14 protein-coding genes are annotated in these 16,789 nt (G+C 70.2%); 7 read left to right on the forward strand and 7 right to left on the reverse strand.

The window, feature by feature from the left end; genetic code table 11:
* Nucleotides 1–22: 22 nt before the first annotated feature.
* From G448_RS0101895 to G448_RS0101905, 3 genes are read left to right on the forward strand one after another with little or no spacing between them, the layout of a single operon-like run.
* Nucleotides 23–1,012, forward strand: a complete 990-nt coding sequence (locus G448_RS0101895; RefSeq protein ID WP_026406596.1) for an ABC transporter ATP-binding protein — start codon at nucleotides 23–25, stop codon at nucleotides 1,010–1,012.
* Nucleotide 1,013: 1 nt separating this feature from the next.
* On the forward strand, nucleotides 1,014–2,156 hold the full coding sequence (locus tag G448_RS0101900) for an ABC transporter permease (protein WP_026406597.1): 1,143 nt from the start codon (nucleotides 1,014–1,016) through the stop codon (nucleotides 2,154–2,156).
* On the forward strand, nucleotides 2,143–3,327 hold the full coding sequence (locus G448_RS0101905; RefSeq protein ID WP_026406598.1) for an ABC transporter permease: 1,185 nt from the start codon (nucleotides 2,143–2,145) through the stop codon (nucleotides 3,325–3,327). The genes G448_RS0101900 and G448_RS0101905 overlap by 14 nt, the downstream gene beginning before the upstream one ends.
* On the opposite strand, the gene G448_RS14760 is transcribed toward G448_RS0101905, so the two are convergent.
* A complete protein-coding gene (locus G448_RS14760) occupies nucleotides 3,316–4,365 on the reverse strand; it encodes an aldo/keto reductase (protein ID WP_245572143.1) in 1,050 nt (349 codons plus the stop codon). The genes G448_RS0101905 and G448_RS14760 overlap by 12 nt on opposite strands.
* Nucleotides 4,366–4,711: 346 nt before the next feature.
* Between G448_RS14760 and G448_RS0101915 the strand changes: the two genes are divergently transcribed.
* Nucleotides 4,712–5,731 carry an alpha/beta hydrolase fold domain-containing protein gene (locus G448_RS0101915; protein ID WP_156910896.1) on the forward strand — a complete coding sequence of 340 codons (1,020 nt, stop codon included), beginning with the start codon at nucleotides 4,712–4,714 and terminating at the stop codon, nucleotides 5,729–5,731.
* Between the two features lie 48 nt (nucleotides 5,732–5,779).
* Here the strand turns inward: G448_RS0101915 and G448_RS0101920 are convergent, their stop codons facing one another.
* A complete protein-coding gene (locus G448_RS0101920; RefSeq protein ID WP_026406600.1) occupies nucleotides 5,780–6,994 on the reverse strand; it encodes an ATP-binding protein in 1,215 nt (404 codons plus the stop codon).
* A 277-nt stretch (nucleotides 6,995–7,271) separates the two neighbouring features.
* The gene (gene guaA / locus G448_RS0101925) at nucleotides 7,272–8,891 is read right to left on the reverse strand and encodes a glutamine-hydrolyzing GMP synthase (RefSeq protein WP_051268529.1); all 1,620 of its coding nucleotides are present in this window, start codon (nucleotides 8,889–8,891) and stop codon (nucleotides 7,272–7,274) included.
* A gap of 289 nt (nucleotides 8,892–9,180) precedes the next feature.
* On the opposite strand from guaA, the gene G448_RS0101930 reads away from it, so the two are divergent.
* The gene (locus G448_RS0101930) at nucleotides 9,181–9,459 is read left to right on the forward strand and encodes a hypothetical protein (protein WP_026406602.1); all 279 of its coding nucleotides are present in this window, start codon (nucleotides 9,181–9,183) and stop codon (nucleotides 9,457–9,459) included.
* A gap of 238 nt (nucleotides 9,460–9,697) precedes the next feature.
* On the opposite strand, the gene G448_RS0101935 is transcribed toward G448_RS0101930, so the two are convergent.
* Nucleotides 9,698–11,038, reverse strand: a complete 1,341-nt coding sequence (locus G448_RS0101935; RefSeq protein WP_026406603.1) for an MFS transporter — start codon at nucleotides 11,036–11,038, stop codon at nucleotides 9,698–9,700.
* A gap of 280 nt (nucleotides 11,039–11,318) precedes the next feature.
* Between G448_RS0101935 and G448_RS0101940 the strand changes: the two genes are divergently transcribed.
* Entirely contained in the window at nucleotides 11,319–11,582 is a 264-nt protein-coding gene (locus G448_RS0101940) for a hypothetical protein (protein ID WP_026406604.1), read from the forward strand.
* A gap of 120 nt (nucleotides 11,583–11,702) precedes the next feature.
* Complete coding sequence (gene iolE / locus G448_RS0101945) at nucleotides 11,703–12,629, forward strand: myo-inosose-2 dehydratase (RefSeq protein WP_026406605.1); 927 nt, start codon at nucleotides 11,703–11,705, stop codon at nucleotides 12,627–12,629.
* Nucleotides 12,630–12,771: 142 nt separating this feature from the next.
* Here iolE and G448_RS0101950 read toward each other — a convergent pair whose 3' ends face one another.
* The 3 genes from G448_RS0101950 to G448_RS0101960 form a co-directional block, all read right to left on the reverse strand.
* Entirely contained in the window at nucleotides 12,772–13,923 is a 1,152-nt protein-coding gene (locus tag G448_RS0101950; RefSeq protein ID WP_026406606.1) for a zinc-binding dehydrogenase, read from the reverse strand.
* Between the two features lie 197 nt (nucleotides 13,924–14,120).
* On the reverse strand, nucleotides 14,121–15,743 hold the full coding sequence (locus G448_RS0101955; RefSeq protein ID WP_026406607.1) for an MFS transporter: 1,623 nt from the start codon (nucleotides 15,741–15,743) through the stop codon (nucleotides 14,121–14,123).
* Between the two features lie 49 nt (nucleotides 15,744–15,792).
* The gene (locus G448_RS0101960; RefSeq protein ID WP_026406608.1) at nucleotides 15,793–16,665 is read right to left on the reverse strand and encodes a sugar phosphate isomerase/epimerase family protein; all 873 of its coding nucleotides are present in this window, start codon (nucleotides 16,663–16,665) and stop codon (nucleotides 15,793–15,795) included.
* Nucleotides 16,666–16,789 lie beyond the last annotated feature (124 nt).

Consider the following 16,789-nt stretch of genomic DNA (forward strand, 5'->3'; position numbering starts at 1 on the left):
CGCCACCGCGGAAGGAGACCACATGAACGACCAGGCCCCGCCCACGGCCGACCGGGCCGACCGGGCGGTGACCATACGCTCCCTGGTCAAGCGCTACGGGGAGCTGATCGCGGTCGACGGGCTGTCGCTGGAGATCGGACGGGGCGAGGTCCTCGGCCTGCTCGGCCCCAACGGCTCGGGCAAGACCACGACGATCAACTGCCTCCTCCAGCTGCTCACCTACGACAAGGGCGAGATCCGGGTGTTCGGCAGGCCCATGAGCGCCACCGCCTACGACCTCAAGCGCCGCATCGGCGTGGTGCCCCAGGAGGTGGCCGTCTTCGACGAGCTCACCGTGGCGGAGAACATCGACGCCTTCTGCGCCCTGTACGTGGGCGACCGCGCCCGGCGCCGCCGCCTGGTCGAGGCGGCGATCGCCTTCGTCGACCTGGAGAAGTTCGCGAACTTCAGGCCCAAGAAGCTCTCCGGCGGCCTGCTGCGCCGGCTCAATATCGCCTGCGGCATCGCCCACGCCCCCGAGCTCATCATCTTCGACGAGCCCACCGTCGCCGTCGACCCCCAGTCCCGCAGCGCCATCCTTCAGGGCATCAGGCGCCTCAACGAGCGCGGCGCCACCATCATCTACACGAGCCACTACATGGAGGAGGTCGAGGAGCTGTGCCGCAGGATCGTCATCATGGACTGCGGCAGGCAGGTCGCCGCCGGCACCGCCGACGAGCTCAAGGCCATGATCGGCACCGGCGAGCGCATCCGCATCGAGGTCGTCGACCCCGTCCCGCCGGGCGAGGGGACCCTGGAGTCCCTGCGCCGCCTGAAGCACGTGCGCACCGCCTCCTGGCAGGCCCCGGGGCTCGTCGTCGAGTGCGCGCCAGGGGCGCACAACCTCTCCGACGTCATGGGGGCGCTGGCCGAGGCGGGCGCGACCTGCGGCCGGGTGACCTCCGAGCCCCCGACGCTCAACGACGTCTTCCTGGAGATCACCGGGCGCGCCCTGCGGGACGAGGCGGCCTGACATGAGAGCCGTCTTCACCTACCAGGTGCTCCGGCTCCTGCGCGACAAGGTCCTCCTGGTGTGGACGCTGGGCCTGCCGATCGTCCTGTCGCTCATGTTCATGGCGATGTTCTCGGGCCTGGAGAGGGCCTACGAGACCACCCCCATGAGCTTCGGCGTCGTCCAGGACGAGGCCTACCGCTCGGCCCCCGGCCTGGACGCCCTCGTCGAGCGCGTCTCCGCCGCCGACGCCGACCCCCGCCTCATCGCCGAGGTCGCCCACTCCACCGCGTCCGAGGCCGAGGCCGCCGCGAAGCGGGGCGACACCGCGGGCTACCTCGCCGTCGAGAACGGCGGCCCCGTGCTGCACGTGACGCAGGAGGGCGACGACGAGCCCTCGCTGAGGGTCCTGCGGGTGGTCATGGACTCCTACGCCCAGACCCGGGCCCAGCGGGAGGCGGCCATCGCCGCCGGGGCGGCGCCCGAGCGGGTCGCCGGGCTCGGGACGGCGCACGGCTTCACCCGCTCGGTCCCGGTGACGCGCACCCCGGTCAAACCCGCGACCCGCTACTACTTCGCGCTGCTCGCCTTCGCCGGCGGCATGGGGGCGACCGTCGCCGTGCTCGCCGTGCAGGGCATCATGGCCGCCTCGCCCCTGGGCGCGCGGCGCACCATGGCGGGCCTGCCCCGCTGGAAGGTCCTCACGGCCGCGCTCGCGGCCTCGTGGGTGTGCGTCCTGGGCTGCCTGCTCATCGCCTTCGCCTTCATCGCCCTGGTCGTCGGGGTGGACTTCGGCCCGCACGCGCCCCTGTGCCTGGTGGCGATCGGCCTGACCGGCCTCATGTCGAGCGCGGCGGGCGCCGCCCTGGGAACGATCCGAAGAATGAGGATCGACATGGTCATTGCGATCACCGTCCTGCTGTCGCTGTTCACCGGGCTCTACGGGCCCGGCGCCCAGTCGCTGGCCGACGCCGTCGAGCGCAGTGCGCCCCTCCTGACCCGGGTCAACCCCCTGTGGCAGTGCGCGCACTGCTTCTACGGGCTGCTCTACTACGACTCCCTCGTCCCCTTCGCCCGCAGCTGCGCCGTCCTGACGGGCATGGCGGGCCTGTTCCTCGCCATCGCCCTGATCCGCGCCAGGAGGATGAGCCATGAGCACCTTTAAGACGTCGCTGAGGATCGTGGCGGCCCACTGGATGTACGTCCTGGTCTACCTGGTATGGCTCTCCATGCTCGGCCTGCTCACCGGCGTCGCCCAGAGCGGGGACGCGTCCGACCAAGTCGAGGAGACGACGGTGAGCGTGGCCGTCATCGACCGCGACGGGTCGACGATCTCGCAGGGGATCAAGCGCTACGTCGAGTCCGTGGGCGAGGTGCGGGACCTGGAGGACTCCGAGCGGGCCATGCAGGACGCCACCGCGCAGAACCGCATCGACTACATCCTCATCATCCCCGCCGGCTACGGGGAGGAGGTCCGGCGGGCCGCGCGCGCAGGAGGCGAGCCGCCGCGGATGGACAGCGTCATCGGATACGAGTCGGCCTCGGGCGCGCTCATGAACGTGCGCATCGACTCCTATGCGGGCCAGGTCGTCGACTACCTGTCCGCCGTCACCGAGGACCCGGCCCGGGCCGTCGCCCTGGCCGATGACACGACGGCCCGCTCCGTCCCGGCGCAGCGGATCGCCCGGGACGCCGCGCCCCTGCCCCACGACCTCACCGTCTACGCCCAATTCTCCCTCTACCCGCTGGTGGCCTTCGCCGTCGTGGCCATCTCGGCGCTCATGACGGCGCTGGGGCGCCGGGCGGTCCGTTCCCGCCTCGATGCCGCCCCGGTCAGCGGCGGTGCCCGCAACCTCGGGCTTCTGGGCGCATGCCTCGTCGTCGGGGTCGTCGGGTGGCTGTGGATCCTCGGGCTGGGGGTGGCGGTCTTCGGGGCCGGCTCCGTGACGACATCAGCCCCGCTCCTGGGCGTCGTCGGAGCGGCCCTGGGCTCCTACATGCTCGTGGCGGTCTCGCTGGGATTCCTCGTGGGGCAGTTCGGCCTGGGCCAGAACGCTGCCAACGCGGTCGCCAACATCGGAGGCATGGCGCTGTCCTTCCTGGCCGGGGCGTGGGTGCCCATCGAGTGGATGCCCGACGCCATCGCCCGAACCGCCAGGCTCACGCCCGGCTACTGGGCGGATCAGGCGATCTCCGGGGCGTACAACGCGACCTCGATGTCCGCTGACGTCATCCGCCCGCTGCTCGTCGACTGCGGGATCTGCACCCTGTTCGCCGTCGCGGTCCTCTCCGTCGCCATGGCCGTGGGCCGCACCCGGGCCAGATCAACGCTGTGAGACGTCCCGCCCGGCAGAGGCCACCCGATCGGTGGCCGAGCCGGGCAGCGCCGCGTCCCCGGGGCGGGCCAACGGACCGACGAGCTCATGGGCCCGGTAGGGCTCCTCGAGGAAGGCGACGTCCTCCTCGGTGAGCGTCAGGTCGAGAGCCCGAACGGCGTCGTCGACGCGGCTCGGCCGTGAGCAGCCGACGATGGGGGCGACCACCCCCTTGGCCCAGTGCCAGGCGAGTGCAACGTCCGCCATCGCCACCCCGTAACGCCCGGCGAGCTCGGCGACGCGCTCGATGATGGGCATGTCGGTCTCGCGCTCGCGGTCGTACTTGCCGCGCATGGTGGCGTCGGTGGTGGAGCGCACGGAGCCGGAGTCCCAGGTGGGACGGGTCAGGTGCCCGGAGGCCAAGGGGCTGTAAGGGGTCAGCGCCATGCCGTACTGGCGGCACACGGGGATCATCTCCCTCTCATCCTCGCGGTAGAGCAGGTTGTAGTGGTTCTGCATGGAGGAGAACCGGGTCCAGCCGTGAGCGTCGGCGGTCACCTGCATGGTGTGCAGCTGGTAGGCGTACATGGCGGACGCCCCCAGGGCCCGCACCCTCCCGGAGCGCACGAGGGAGTCGAGCGCCTCCATGGTCTCCTCGACCGGGGTGGCGTAGTCGAAGCGGTGGATGATGTAGAGGTCGAGGTAGTCGGTGCCCAGACGTCCCAGGGTCCCGTCGATCTCGCGCTCGATGGCCGCGCGCGACAGGTGCCCCTCGTTGAAGTAGACCTTGGAGGCCAGCACCACGTCCTCGCGCGCCACGCCCAGGTTCTTCAGCGAGACGCCGATGAACTCCTCGCTCGTGCCGTGGGCGTAGACATTGGCGGTGTCGATGAAGGTGACGCCCAGCTCCAGGGCGCGGGCGATGACGGCCTGGGTGGCCTCCTGGTCGATGACCCACTGGTGGAAGTCCGGGAAGACCTTCCCGAAGCTCATCCCCCCGATGCACAGGCGGGGGATGGTGATGTCCGTGCTGCCGAGTCGCATGTAGTCCATTGTCATCTGTCCTTTCAGGCTCGAGCGACGGCCGCCGGACGACCGTGTCCGTGGAGGCAGCGGATAGCAGTCCGCCCCACCGAGCGCTCAAGGCGCTCACGTGCTCGATCGTGACGCTATCACGCTCCTCTCCCACCGGCCCCTCGGCGAGGGGAGCCCTGCCAGTCCCCGGCATGTCCGTACTGGCTCCGCGTTGGTCGAAGCGGCCGGGCATCGCATCGGGCAGGAGCCCGGTGGTTCTCACTGAGCGGAAGCGACGAGCATGGATCGTCCCGCTCCCGTTGAGCGGTCCGCCTACGATGGCACAGGCAGACCGGACGTCCGGTGGTTCGGACCGATCCGGGGAATCGCAATGTCGAGGAGACGCATGCTCACGATGTCCAGGGCCCTCGGTCTCACCGGTGGCGCGGCACTCGCCGCGAGCGCCTTCAGCGCCTTCTCCCGCCTGCGCTACCAGCGTTCGGCGATCGCGACCCTGGCCGAGTACGGCGTGCGCCCGATCAAGAAGCTCAACGCCCGCACCTCGGCGGCCGACCGACTCGCGCGGATGGCGAGCCGACCGGAGCCCCGACGGACACTGTCCTTCCCCATCTGGTCACGGCGCCGCTACGACGTCGAACGACGCGAGGACGACGGCATGCCGGTCTACTGCGTCCGTCCGCACTCGGCCTCGGACACCATCGTCGTCTACCTCCACGGAGGCGGCTATATCTCCACGGCCTCGCAGGGACAGGCCCTGCTGATCGACGAGCTCACCCGCAGGACGGGCGCGGGCTTCATCGTGCCGCTCTACCCTCTGGCCCCTCATCACACGTGGCAGGAGGCGCACCGCCTCGTCCTGGACCTGTACTCGCGCACCCTCTCGGAGAACCCGGGCAAGCGGATCGTCCTCATGGGCGACAGCGCGGGCGGGGGTCTGGCCGTCGTCATCGCCCTGTCGCTCGCGGAGCAGGGCAGTCGCCAGCCCGACGAGCTGATCCTCCTGTCCCCCTGGGTGGACATCACCCATACGAACCCGGACATCGCCGACTACGTCGACATCGACCCGCTCATGGCCCCCGAGCCGCTCACGATCATGGGTCGGTCATGGGCCGGCGACACGCCCACGACCGACTGGCACCTGTCGCCCGTCAACGGGGACCTGTCCGCACTGCACCGGGTCACCACATTCGTGGGCAGCCGGGAGATCTTCCTCCCGGACAACGCGCTCCTCCACGACAGGCTCGTCGAGGCCGGCGTCGACTCCACGCTGCATATCGGGCACAACCTCAACCACGTCTACCCGATGATCCCCTCCCCCGAGGGGAGGGGGGCCAGGCGCGAGATCGCCCGGATCATCCTCGGCCGGTCCGACGACGGCGGTCGGGGGTGAGGCCGGGGCCCGCTCTCGCCGTCATCCCGGCCCTCCCGCCCGGCGCCGTCAGATCGACCAGACGGGGATCGCCTCCACGGCGGCCGTCACGGGGTAGGGCTCCCGGGTCTGGCAGATGACGGCGCCCGCCCCCACGTCGTAGTCGCCGGCGTCGTTGAGAACGGAGAAGCCCGCTACAGCCTCGCGAGTCACCGTTGCCGACGTCTTGATCTCAACGGGATGCAGCACACGCCCTTCCTGGATGATCAGGTCGATCTCCCGTTGACGGGAATCCCGGTAGAAATGCACATTCCGGGCGTCACCGCCGGCGTTGAGATAGGACTTGATGACCTCGCCGACGACGAAGGTCTCGAACATGTGACCGGCCATCGCTCCTCTGCGCAGGGTCTCCGGAGAGTTCCATCCCAGCAGATAACAAGCCAGCCCCGTGTCCGTGACGTAGAGCTTGGGAGTCTTGGCGATCCGCTTGGTGGCATTGGACCAGAACGGGCGCAGCAGGCGCACCACGCCGGAGGCCTGAAGGACCGAGAGCCAGTTCTGCGCCGTCTTGACGTCGATCCCGGCATCCCGGGCGAGGTCGCTGCGATTGACGAGCCTGCCCGTGCGCGCGGCGCAGGCGACGAGGAAATGATAGAAGCTCGCCTCATCCTTGACAGCGATGAGATCGCGTACATCCCTCTCAAGATACGTACGGACATATCCCGTGTAAAAGGCGTCCCCGGACACCGAGGGGTCCATAAGCCGGGGCATCGATCCGCGGTGGATCGCGGCCCATAGGTCGAGGTCCTCAGGAGGATCGCGCCTTCCGCCGTCGCCGACCGCCGATGGGACATAGGGGCCCCTCCCCCCGCAACCGGCGAGCTCCCGCAGGGACATGCCCGTCATCTCCAGAACCGCGACCCGCCCCGCGAGAGACTCGCTGACGCCCCGCATGAGGTGGAAGGTCTGGGAGCCGGTCAGCACGACGCGCCCCATCTCGGGGGACTGATCGACGAGGAACTTGACCTGCTGAAACAGCCCGGGAACCCGCTGAACCTCATCAACGGCCACGGGAAGTCGGTTGGCGTCGAAGAAGAGCGCCGGGTCCTCCCGGGCGAGCACCCCGGCCCGGGGGTCATCGAGCGTCACGTAGCGGAAATCTCCGGGCAGCAGGTGCTGCAGCATCGTGGTCTTGCCGACCTGACGCGCCCCGGTCACCAGCACCACCTTGAACTGCCTCATGAGGGACAGCAGTGCCGCCTCAGCCTCGCGATGCCTGTACATGAACAGCCTCCTTACCGCGCGATGGCAAGGATTCTACGGCACTCTGCGAAAATCTGGACTGCAACTCCAGATTTTCACATCACGGCGAGCAGGACCGGGGCGAGGTCGCCGCGGTCCGAGGCCGGACAGGCTGGACGCCCGCATGGGAACCTCGCCCCGGCGGTCAAGCTCGCGAGCAGACGCCTCCGCGATGCGCCGCGGCACACCGCGAGCGGGCAACGACTCCCGTCGGCCGCGCGCAACGCGGCTGCGCAGCCCTCACAACGAACGCTCGCGCTCACTCCCACTCGATCGTGCCCGGGGGCTTGGACGTGCAGTCCAGCACAACCCGGTTGACCTCGGGCACGGAGTTGGTGATGCGCGTGGAGATGCGGGCGAGGACGTCGTAGGGAAGACGCGTCCAGTCCGCCGTCATGGCGTCCTCGCTGCTCACCGGTCGCAGCACGACCGGATGGCCGTACGTGCGCCCGTCCCCCTGCACGCCCACGGAGCGCACATCGGCGAGCAGCACCACCGGGCACTGCCAGATCTCGCCATCGAGCCCCGCGGCGGTGAGCTCCTCTCGGGCGATGAGATCGGCCGCCCGCAGGACGCGCAGATTCTCGGCCGTCACCTCGCCGATGACGCGGATGCCCAGGCCCGGCCCCGGGAAGGGCTGGCGCGCCACGATCTTCTCGGGCACGCCCAGCTCGCGCCCGATGGCGCGCACCTCGTCCTTGAACAGCGCGCGCAGCGGCTCGATGAGGGAGAAGTCGAGGTCGTCCGGTAGTCCGCCGACGTTGTGGTGACTCTTGATATTGGCCGCGCCCTCGCCGCCGCCGGACTCGACGACGTCGGGGTACAGGGTGCCCTGGACCAGGAACCTGATCTCACCGCCGGCCGCGCCCACCTCCTCGACGACGCGGCGCTGAGCCGCCTCGAAGGAGCGGATGAACTCCCGGCCGATGATCTTGCGCTTGGCCTCCGGCTCCCTCACGCCCGCCAGCGCTGCCAGGAACCGGTCGGTCTCATCGACCGCGATGACGCGGATGCCCATGCCCTCGGCGTAGTCGCGGACGACCTGCTCGCGCTCCCCGGCGCGCAACAGCCCGTGGTCCACGAAGATGCAGGTGAGCTGGTCGCCGACGGCGCGGTGGACGAGGGCGGCGGCCACGGAGGAGTCGACGCCACCGCTCAGGCCGCAGATGACGTGGGAGTCCCCGACCAGCCGCCGAATGGCGGCGACCTGCTCGTCGATGATGCTGTCCGGCGTCCAGGTCGCCGGAATGCCGGCCCCCACGTGCAGGAAGTTCTCCAGCGCCGCCTGACCGTGCTCGGAGTGCACCACCTCCGGATGCCACTGCAGGCCGAAAAGGCGTCGGTCCCGGTCCTCGAAGGCCGCCACCGGCGTCTCGGCCGTCGAGGCGGTGACGACGAAGCCCGCCGGAGCGGCCTGAACGGCATCACCGTGGCTCATCCACACGACGTGCTCCTCCGGGGTGCCGTCGAACAGGCAGGAGCCTCCCTCCACGCGGGCGGGGGTGCGCCCGTACTCGCGAGTACCGGTTCGCCCCACGGTCCCGCCCATGGCCTGGGCCATGACCTGGAAGCCGTAGCAGATGCCGAGGATCGGCACGCCCGTCTCGAACAGAGCCGCGTCAACGCCGGGTGCGCCCGGCGCATAGACCGACGACGGTCCCCCCGACAGGATGATCGCGGACGGCCTCCTGGCGAGCATGTCCGCCACCGGCATCGAGTGCGGCACGATCTCGGAGTAGACCGAGGCCTCGCGCACGCGGCGGGCGATGAGCTGGGCGTACTGGGCGCCGAAGTCGACGACGAGGACCGGGCCGACGGGCTCGTCCCCGGCCGCCCCAGGGGCGGCAGCGCTAGCGAGGATGCTGGTGGGGGTGATCATCACGAGCTCAGGATAGTGGTCCTCATGCGCGCGCCGCCCTCCGGGGCGAGGGCCCCGACACGCGCACCCACCCGCGACTCGGCCGCATGCCGACAGCACTCCGAGGCACTCCAGGGCACCTCGGGGCACGTGACGCGACTATCACCTTTTTGTCTACACAAAGAGGCCTCACCCTCCTAGTCTCGTCGCACCGGCCGGATCGCGGTCGGACCGACTCCACGGAGTCGGGCACACCGCCGTGCGGGGCCTCCCGTTTCGGTTCCGCACAGGAACCGAAAGGACACCAACCATGACCGCTCCCACCATCGACGCCGTCGCCCCCGCCACCTCGGCTCCGACCACTGCGAGCACGACGACCGCTCCCGTCCCCTCGCAGGCGGAGTCCAGGACCAGGTCCGCCGACCTGCTCACCTTCAAGATCGGCATGAGCGTCCTGGCCGTCGTCGTCTTCGTGATGGCCGTGGTCGGCGTCATCGCGTCCTCCCCCGCGCTGCTGATCGCCACCGGCATCATCGGCACCGCGGGCGTGCTGACCGGCGTCTATACCGGCACCAACCTCTCCGCCTGAGCGCGGGCATCGCCCCGGAAGGATCCGGCCTCCGACGGGCCGAGCCTTCCCGAGCTGCGCGGGCGACGAGGACCGCGCAGCCAGTCGCTCCGCCGCGACTGCACGCATCACGTCGAGAATCATCTGAGGGCGCCACCCCACCGGGGTCGGCGCTCGCGTCGTCTCCGGGGCGCCGGCCCCGGACTCCTCCCGCTCGTCACCGCGGACCCCGCATCATCTCGCCTCGTCCCGGACCGGCTCATCGCAGCACGGCCAGCGCACGCGGCAGGGCCGCCAGCGCCAGCAGCATGCTGGCGACCTGGCAGGCCAGCACCACCGCGATCGCGACCTCGGCGGAGACGAGCAGCAGGGCCGTCGGGCCGAGCACGGACACGATCTGGACCAGCGGGCGGATCACCGCGCTGGCGCGGCGCTGGGAGCGCAGCAGCCACGGCGGCACCATCGGGTCGATGGAGCCGGTGCACGCGGGCACCACGGCGACGTACTGGCCGCCCACCAGCAGACCCGCGACGACGACCAGCAGGACCAGCGCCCCGCCGCCGTCGAGCCCATCCAGCAGAAGCAGCAGCACGACGGCGCAGGCCGACGCGCCCGTGCCACCGAGCACCCAGGCGAGCGGGAGCCTCTCCGAGCGCCTGCGCGCGCCCACCACCGCCAGAGCCGTCCACGACAGGCCCAGCACGATCAGCGGCCGCACCGGCACCGGCCCTCCCACGTCGCCCAACGCCCACGGTGCCAGACATATCGCCGTCAGACCCAGCGGCAGGGCCTGCACCGCCTCGAGCACGAGGCCGGCGAGCACCGTGCGGCGCACCTGAGCGATGCGCAGGTCATCGACCGCCAGGGGATGCTGCTCCCCCTGCATGCCGGCGTCCAGTCTCACCCAGTCGATGGCGACCGCGGCCTCCAGCACTCCGTGCATCCGCTTGAGCGCCTCGTAGGCGGCGTCGAGTCTGCCACGGGCCGCGTACCAGTGGGGCGTCTCCGGCAGACCCATGGCGAGCGCGCTCCCGGCGAGGGCCAGCGATGCCGGCACCGCCCATGCGCACGCTCTCGACTGGCCGGGCGCGATCGCCCCGCCGCACGCGCTCGCGACCAGGGTCAGTCCCGCTCCGGCCGGCGCCAGCGCGCGCACGCGCGGCACGAGACGACGGTGCCCGCGCACGGAGAGCTCGTGGGCGAGCTTGGGCACCACGATGGCGTATCCGCCGATCCCGAGCCCCGTGACAGCCCCCGACGGCACCGCCGTCCAGGACCCCGGCGCGACGCCGACGGCCGCACCCAGCGCCACGAGCACGCCCGCGGCGAGAACGGCGGAACGGCGCCCCGCGACATGCGAGACCAGGTCGAGCACCGGGGCTCCCAGCAGGGAGCCGAGCGGGATGGCGGAGAGCAGCGCCACGAGGAGCGCGATCCGGCCGGCCGAGCCGTCCGACTCCTGCGACAGGGCGGCCCGCGCGGCGCCGTCGTCGGCCAGGGAGACGCCCAGCGCGCCCCAGACGGCCCCGGCGGCGGCTCCGACGCAGGCCAGATGCGCGCCCAGACGCCGTCGCATGGCGGAACGAGTCGCAGTCGTCATCGATCGGTCCCCCTCCCCGTCGCCCCTTATTGTGGTCCGAGGCCCATCGGCGCACCCGGAGGATGGATAGCGCGCCCGCAACGCCTCCGCGCTCAACGCCCGACTCACGAGCCCGCCCCGCGGGTCCTGCGCGTCCCTGGGGGGACCTGCGTGTCCGCCAGGGGCTTCTCGCACAGGACATGGCGGGTCCTGCGCGCCCGGGGCCTCTCGCGTAGGCGACGGGCGCGAGAGCGACGGGGATGGCGGGTCCTGCGCGCCCGGGGGCCTCTCCCCGGGGTGGATGAGCCGACTCCACTCCCGCGGCTACCGCTCCGTCTCGGAGCGCTTCCCCGAGCCGGGCGCGACGGCGCACCCGGCGGCCGCGGCGAACCCCATCGAGGAGACCCGGCGGAAGGCCGTCGAGGACCTCGGCTCCGACCACGCCTGCGCCACCCGCGGCGCGCTCAACCTTCTCATCGCCGTCGTCCTGCTCACGATCACGCCCGAGACCCCCGGGCGCTCCCTGGAGCGGATCGAGGCCGACGCGGAGGCCCGCCACTCCTGACACTGGACTCGACTTAGTCCTGACAATTACGATCATCCGCAGTGGGCCCGTCGGTCCGGGCCCGCAACGGACGCATCACCGCCCGTCCCGCAGAACCGGAGAATTCGAAGGAGAATACTCATGACGTTCCGACTCGACCCCGCCACCGCCATCACCGACCCGAGCGGCATCTCCTGGGGCATGCACCCCATCACCTGGCGCAACGACGACATCCCCGAGGTCGGAGCCTTCAACACCCTGGAGGACATGCTCCTCGACCTGGCCGATGTCGGCTACCGCGGCACCGAGTGCGCCGGTTTCTTCCCGCCCAGGGAGATCGTCAAGGAGCGCGCCGACGCCCGCGGCATCACGATCGTCGCCCAGTGGTTCTCCTCCTTCATCGTGCGCGACGGCATCGAGGCGGTCGTCCCCGACTTCACCGCCGCCTGCGAGTACCTCCAGTACCTGAACGCCACCAGGATCGTCGTATCGGAGCAGACCGGCTCGGTCCAGGGCATCCGCGACGTCTGCATCTTCACCAACAAGCCGGTGCTCGGCCAGGAGGAGTGGCGGGTCCTGGCCGAGGGCCTGGGCCGCCTGGGCGGCATCGCCCACGACCACGGGCTCGAGCTGGTCTACCACCACCACCTGGGCACCGTCGTCCAGACCAAGGAGGAGACGATCCGCCTCATGGAGATGACCGACCCGGCCAGGGTCTCGCTCCTGTTCGACACCGGTCACGCCCTCGTCGGCGACGGCGACGTCATGGGACTGCTGGAGGCCACCATCGACCGCGTCAAGCACGTGCACTTCAAGGATGTGCGCCCGGACAAGATGCAGGAGTCCCGCGAGGCGGAGCGTTCCTTCCTCGACTCGTTCCTGGCCGGTATGTTCACCGTTCCGGGCGACGGCATGATCGACTTCACCGAGCCCTACGGCGCCCTCGTCGATCACGGCTACCGGGACTGGATCCTCGTCGAGGCGGAGCAGGACCCGGCGGTCGCCAACCCGCACGAGTACGCCGCCAGGGCCCGCGCCTACATCGAGAGCGCGCTGCTGAAGCGCTGATCGCCGAGATCGGTTCAGTTCCGCACCGAGATCGGTCCGGTGGGGCCGCCCCCTGCGCCGCCGGGGCGGCCGGACGGCGTCGCAGCCGCGCCCGGCCGCCCCGGCGACAACAAGACGTCACGAGGCGGAGCCCACCGAGGTCTCACAGACTCATATCGACCACGGCCCGGCCCCGGATCCGACGACCGCGCAGCGCCTCGTAGCCGGCGCCGGCCTCGGCGAGGGGGAAGCGGCGGGAGACGACGTCCTTGTAGTTGATGACGCCCCGCGCGGCCAGGTCGACGACGGCCGGCAGGTCCTGACGGGTTCGCGCGCCGTAGGAGCCGAGGATCGACTGCGAGCGGCGCACCGTGCGGTTGATCTCCACCTCGGCGGTCTGGACGCCGGCGCCCAGGCCGATCGGCACCATGCGTCCGCCGTCGGCCAGCACGTCCAGGGCGGTGGTCCAGGTGGCCGGAACGCCCAGGGCCTCGAATGCGACATCGACGCCCTTGCCGCCGGTCAGGGCCAGGACCTCCTCGCGGGCGTCATGGGTCGCGGAGTTGACGACGGCGGTGGCGCCGTAGCCGGGCATGGGGGCGAGCTTGTCGTCCGAGACGTCGATGGCGATGACCTGGCCGGCGCCGAAGGCACGGGCGACCTGGACGATGTTGGTGCCCACGCCACCGGTGGCGACGACGGCGACGGTCTCACCGAAGCGCAGGTCGGCGCCGCGACGCACGGCGCCGTAGGCGGTCATGGCCGCGCAGCCCAGGATGGCCGCGGGCACGAGGTCGATGGTCGCGGGCGCGGGCGCCACGGAGGTGGAGGGGATGACGGCGTACTCGGCCAGGCCGCCCATGGAGTACATGTGGATGGGCTCGCCGTCGAGGGAGGCCAGGCGGGTGGTGCCGTCGTAGAGAAGACCCTTAAGGCGGTTGAGGTCGAAGAAGGGGCCGCACAGCTCGTCGCGGCCCGCGGCGCAGGCGTCGCACCGGCCGCAGGGCATGAGGAATCCGCCGGCGACGTTCTGCCCGACCTCCAGGCCGGTGTGCTCGTTGCCGGGGCCCAGCTCGACGATGGTGCCGGTGACCTCGTGCCCCAGCACGGCGGGCAGGGGGAAGGCGATGGCGCCGCCGATGACATGGAGGTCGGAGTGGCACAGGCCGCAGGCGGCGACCTTGATGAGCACCTCGCCGGCCTCGGGACGGGGCGTGCGGATGGTCTCCACCTGCAGACCCTTGTCGTGATCGCGCAGCACGGCGGCGCGCATGGTCTCGGGGATCGTCGGTCCGACTTGTTCACTGCTGTTCATGTCGCTGCCACTCTCTGACGGGGTTCCCGGCGGCGATCGGCCGCCCATGAGTGAAGACTAGCACAGAGAACTCATTTTGTCCTGACAAATAATCACCCGCGGCCGTCTCCTCTCCGGCCGGACCGCGACCGTCACGGGATCCCGACGCGTTTCCGACGGGACTCCCGTGAGGCCGCCACGGGATCACGGGGATCGAGTCAGCCGTACTCCTTCTCGAAGCGCTCCTCGAGCTCCTCCAGGGAGTGGTACTTCGTCTCGGGGACGAATCTCATGTAGAAGATGAGCGAGCCCACATTGATCAGGCAGAAGATGAGGTAGGTCAGTGCGCCTCCGAGCTTCTCCATCATGACGGGGAAGACCGCCGCGACGATGGCGTTGGCGATCCACAGGGCGCCCACGGCCAGCCCCATGGCCGTGCCGCGGACCTTGGAGGGGAAGATCTCGGCGACCAGGACCCAGGTGACCGTGCCCGACTGCTTGGCGAATACGAACAGGCTCACGATGATGAGGACGAGGAACGGCGCGAAGGCCGGCGCTCCGCTGATGTTGCCGTCGGCATCCTGGTACGGCTGGATGAGGAAGAAGAACACCGCGGCCAGCAGGCCCAGCGAGACCACGATGCTGGTCTCCTGGTAGATGCCCACGTGACGGCGGGCGAAGCGGGTCACCAGCCACAGGCCCACGGCCGAGCCGATGAAGGAGACCCCTCCGGAGACGACATTGAGCGAGATCGCATCGCTCATCGGCAGACCCGCGGCGGACAGCACCTTGGGCGTGTAGTACATGGCGGTGTTGATGCCGGTGAGCTGATCCGCGAGGCCCAGGATGATTCCGATGATGAGCAGGCGGCGAGTCCATCCGGTGCTCCAGATCTGAGCGAGCCCCCACTTCTCCTGGCCCGCCTCCTTGCGCTGGATCTCCAGCATCTCGTCGATCTCATCGGCGATGGGGCCGTCCCTGGACTCGTCGCGCACGCGCTTGAGGGAGCCGATGGCCTCGGGGATCCTCAGATTGGCCACGTACCAGCGGGAGGACTCGGGCATGAGCCGGATGCCGATCCACAGGGCGATGGCGGGCAGCGAGGCCAGAACCAGCATGTAGCGCCAGGTCATGCCGTTGCCGTCGGAGGTCATGGTCATGACGTCCTGGATGTTCTTGATCGTCTCCCAGGCGACGGTCTGGCCGGCCCGGGCCAGGGTCTCGCCCTCGGAGTTCACAATGTCCTGGGTCACGGTGACCTGGGGACCGCCGTGGTACTGGGTGAGAGCGGCGTTCATGGCGTAGGCGAGGAACTGCCCGAAGACGATCATCATCTGGTCGACCGCGACCAGTGTGCCGCGGATGCGCTTGGGCGCGGTCTCGCCCAGGAACACCGGGACGGTGGCGGAGGCGCCGCCGACGGCGAATCCGAGGATGACCCGGCAGATGTAGAGGATCCAGATGTTCGGCGAGACGGTGCACCCGAGCGCGCCGAAGAAGAAGACGATCGCCAGCAGGGTGATGTTGTGGCGGCGCCCGTACTTGTCGGAGAGCTTGCCGCCCACGGAGGCGCCCAGTGCCGCCCCGACGCACAGGAAGGTGCCGACCAGGCCCTCCTCCCAGGTCTTGAGCGCCAGGCCTCCGGCGTTGGTGGGCAGGTACATGTAGGGGAGGGCGCCGGAGATGACGCCGGTGTCGTAGCCGAAGAGCAGGGAGCCGAGCGTCGCCACCAGGGCGATGAGCCCCAGCGAGCGCTTCCTGCCCGACGGAGGGGTCTCATCGACCAGCTCCTGGATCTTGTCGCGACTCATGTCATCGGTCGCGACGGGGGTTGCAGACATGGATGCTTCTCCTCAGGACGCCCGCCAGCAGTGGCGGAGCATATCGTGTTCAGCCGCCGAGCTCGGCGGTGAGCCTCGCCAGCGCGGCCTTGTTGTAGTCATCGGCGTACTCGTGCCAGCCGAAGATGCACACGGACAGCACACCGTCGAAGCGGACCTCCCGCAGAGTCGAGAAGACCTCGTCCCAGGGGACCTCGCCCTGCCCGATGGCGTTGTGCTGGTGGACGGTGACGTCGGCGCCGGGCGGGTTGATGATGTACCGGTTGCCGTCGTTGATCCGGTGGTTGAAGCCGTCGGAGACGTGCACCTCCCGCAGCTTGCCGGTCGCCGCGGCGCTGCGGATCATGCGCCCGGCGTCGCCCGCGCCGTCGGACAGGTGGAAGGTGTGCGGGCAGCAGTACTCGTATCCCAACCAGTCCTCGTCCACGGAGCGCACGAGCTCCAGGGCGCGGTCGTGCAGCTCGACGAAATCGTAGGGGTGGGCCTCCATGGCCAGGCGGATGCCGTACCTCTCGAAGTGCGGAGTCAGCTCCTCGATCGACCGGTACCACTGCTGCTCGGAGCGGCTGGCGCGATTGCGGTCGCCGGAGAACTCCGAGACGATGTCGCGCACGTCGAGGGCATCGGCCAGCTCGAGCAGGCGCCGCCAGTTGCGCACCTGGGCCATCCGCTCGGCCTCGTCCGGGGAGGACCAGTTGAACACCGGGTTGAGGGTGCGCACCTCGACCCCGCTGTCCTTCTCCGCCTTCCTGAGGTCCTCGATGAAGGCGCGGTCCGCCTTGGGGTAGTGGTGCCACAGGTGGAACTCGTTGTTGGGCGACAACTCCACGTACCGGAAGCCGAGTTCGGCCGCCTTGCGCAGGGTGTCCGCTGTCGACATGGTCATGTAGTACATATTGGGGTCGAGGGCGATATCGACCATGGGGTCTCCTCTCAGGACGCCGACGTCCTCGTCGGCGGGGTTTCGTCCGCGAGCAGATCGGGGGCTCACCTCCCGCTGCGGGCCCGGCCGGACCCGGCGCCCTCGCACCGGCTGCTCGCCCGGC

The organism is Actinomyces gerencseriae DSM 6844 (assembly GCF_000429265.1).
Classification (GTDB): Bacteria; Actinomycetota; Actinomycetes; order Actinomycetales; family Actinomycetaceae; genus Actinomyces; species Actinomyces gerencseriae.

Coding starts and splice junctions, on each gene's coding strand:
- G448_RS0101895 (WP_026406596.1), top strand. CDS start 23: ATGAACGACCAGGCCCCGCCCACGGCCGACCGGGCCGACCGGGCGGTG.
- G448_RS0101900 (WP_026406597.1), top strand. CDS start 1,014: ATGAGAGCCGTCTTCACCTACCAGGTGCTCCGGCTCCTGCGCGACAAG.
- G448_RS0101905 (WP_026406598.1), top strand. CDS start 2,143: ATGAGCACCTTTAAGACGTCGCTGAGGATCGTGGCGGCCCACTGGATG.
- G448_RS14760 (WP_245572143.1), bottom strand. CDS start 4,365: ATGACAATGGACTACATGCGACTCGGCAGCACGGACATCACCATCCCC.
- G448_RS0101915 (WP_156910896.1), top strand. CDS start 4,712: ATGTCGAGGAGACGCATGCTCACGATGTCCAGGGCCCTCGGTCTCACC.
- G448_RS0101920 (WP_026406600.1), bottom strand. CDS start 6,994: ATGTACAGGCATCGCGAGGCTGAGGCGGCACTGCTGTCCCTCATGAGG.
- guaA (WP_051268529.1), bottom strand. CDS start 8,891: ATGATCACCCCCACCAGCATCCTCGCTAGCGCTGCCGCCCCTGGGGCG.
- G448_RS0101930 (WP_026406602.1), top strand. CDS start 9,181: ATGACCGCTCCCACCATCGACGCCGTCGCCCCCGCCACCTCGGCTCCG.
- G448_RS0101935 (WP_026406603.1), bottom strand. CDS start 11,038: ATGACGACTGCGACTCGTTCCGCCATGCGACGGCGTCTGGGCGCGCAT.
- G448_RS0101940 (WP_026406604.1), top strand. CDS start 11,319: ATGAGCCGACTCCACTCCCGCGGCTACCGCTCCGTCTCGGAGCGCTTC.
- iolE (WP_026406605.1), top strand. CDS start 11,703: ATGACGTTCCGACTCGACCCCGCCACCGCCATCACCGACCCGAGCGGC.
- G448_RS0101950 (WP_026406606.1), bottom strand. CDS start 13,923: ATGAACAGCAGTGAACAAGTCGGACCGACGATCCCCGAGACCATGCGC.
- G448_RS0101955 (WP_026406607.1), bottom strand. CDS start 15,743: ATGTCTGCAACCCCCGTCGCGACCGATGACATGAGTCGCGACAAGATC.
- G448_RS0101960 (WP_026406608.1), bottom strand. CDS start 16,665: ATGGTCGATATCGCCCTCGACCCCAATATGTACTACATGACCATGTCG.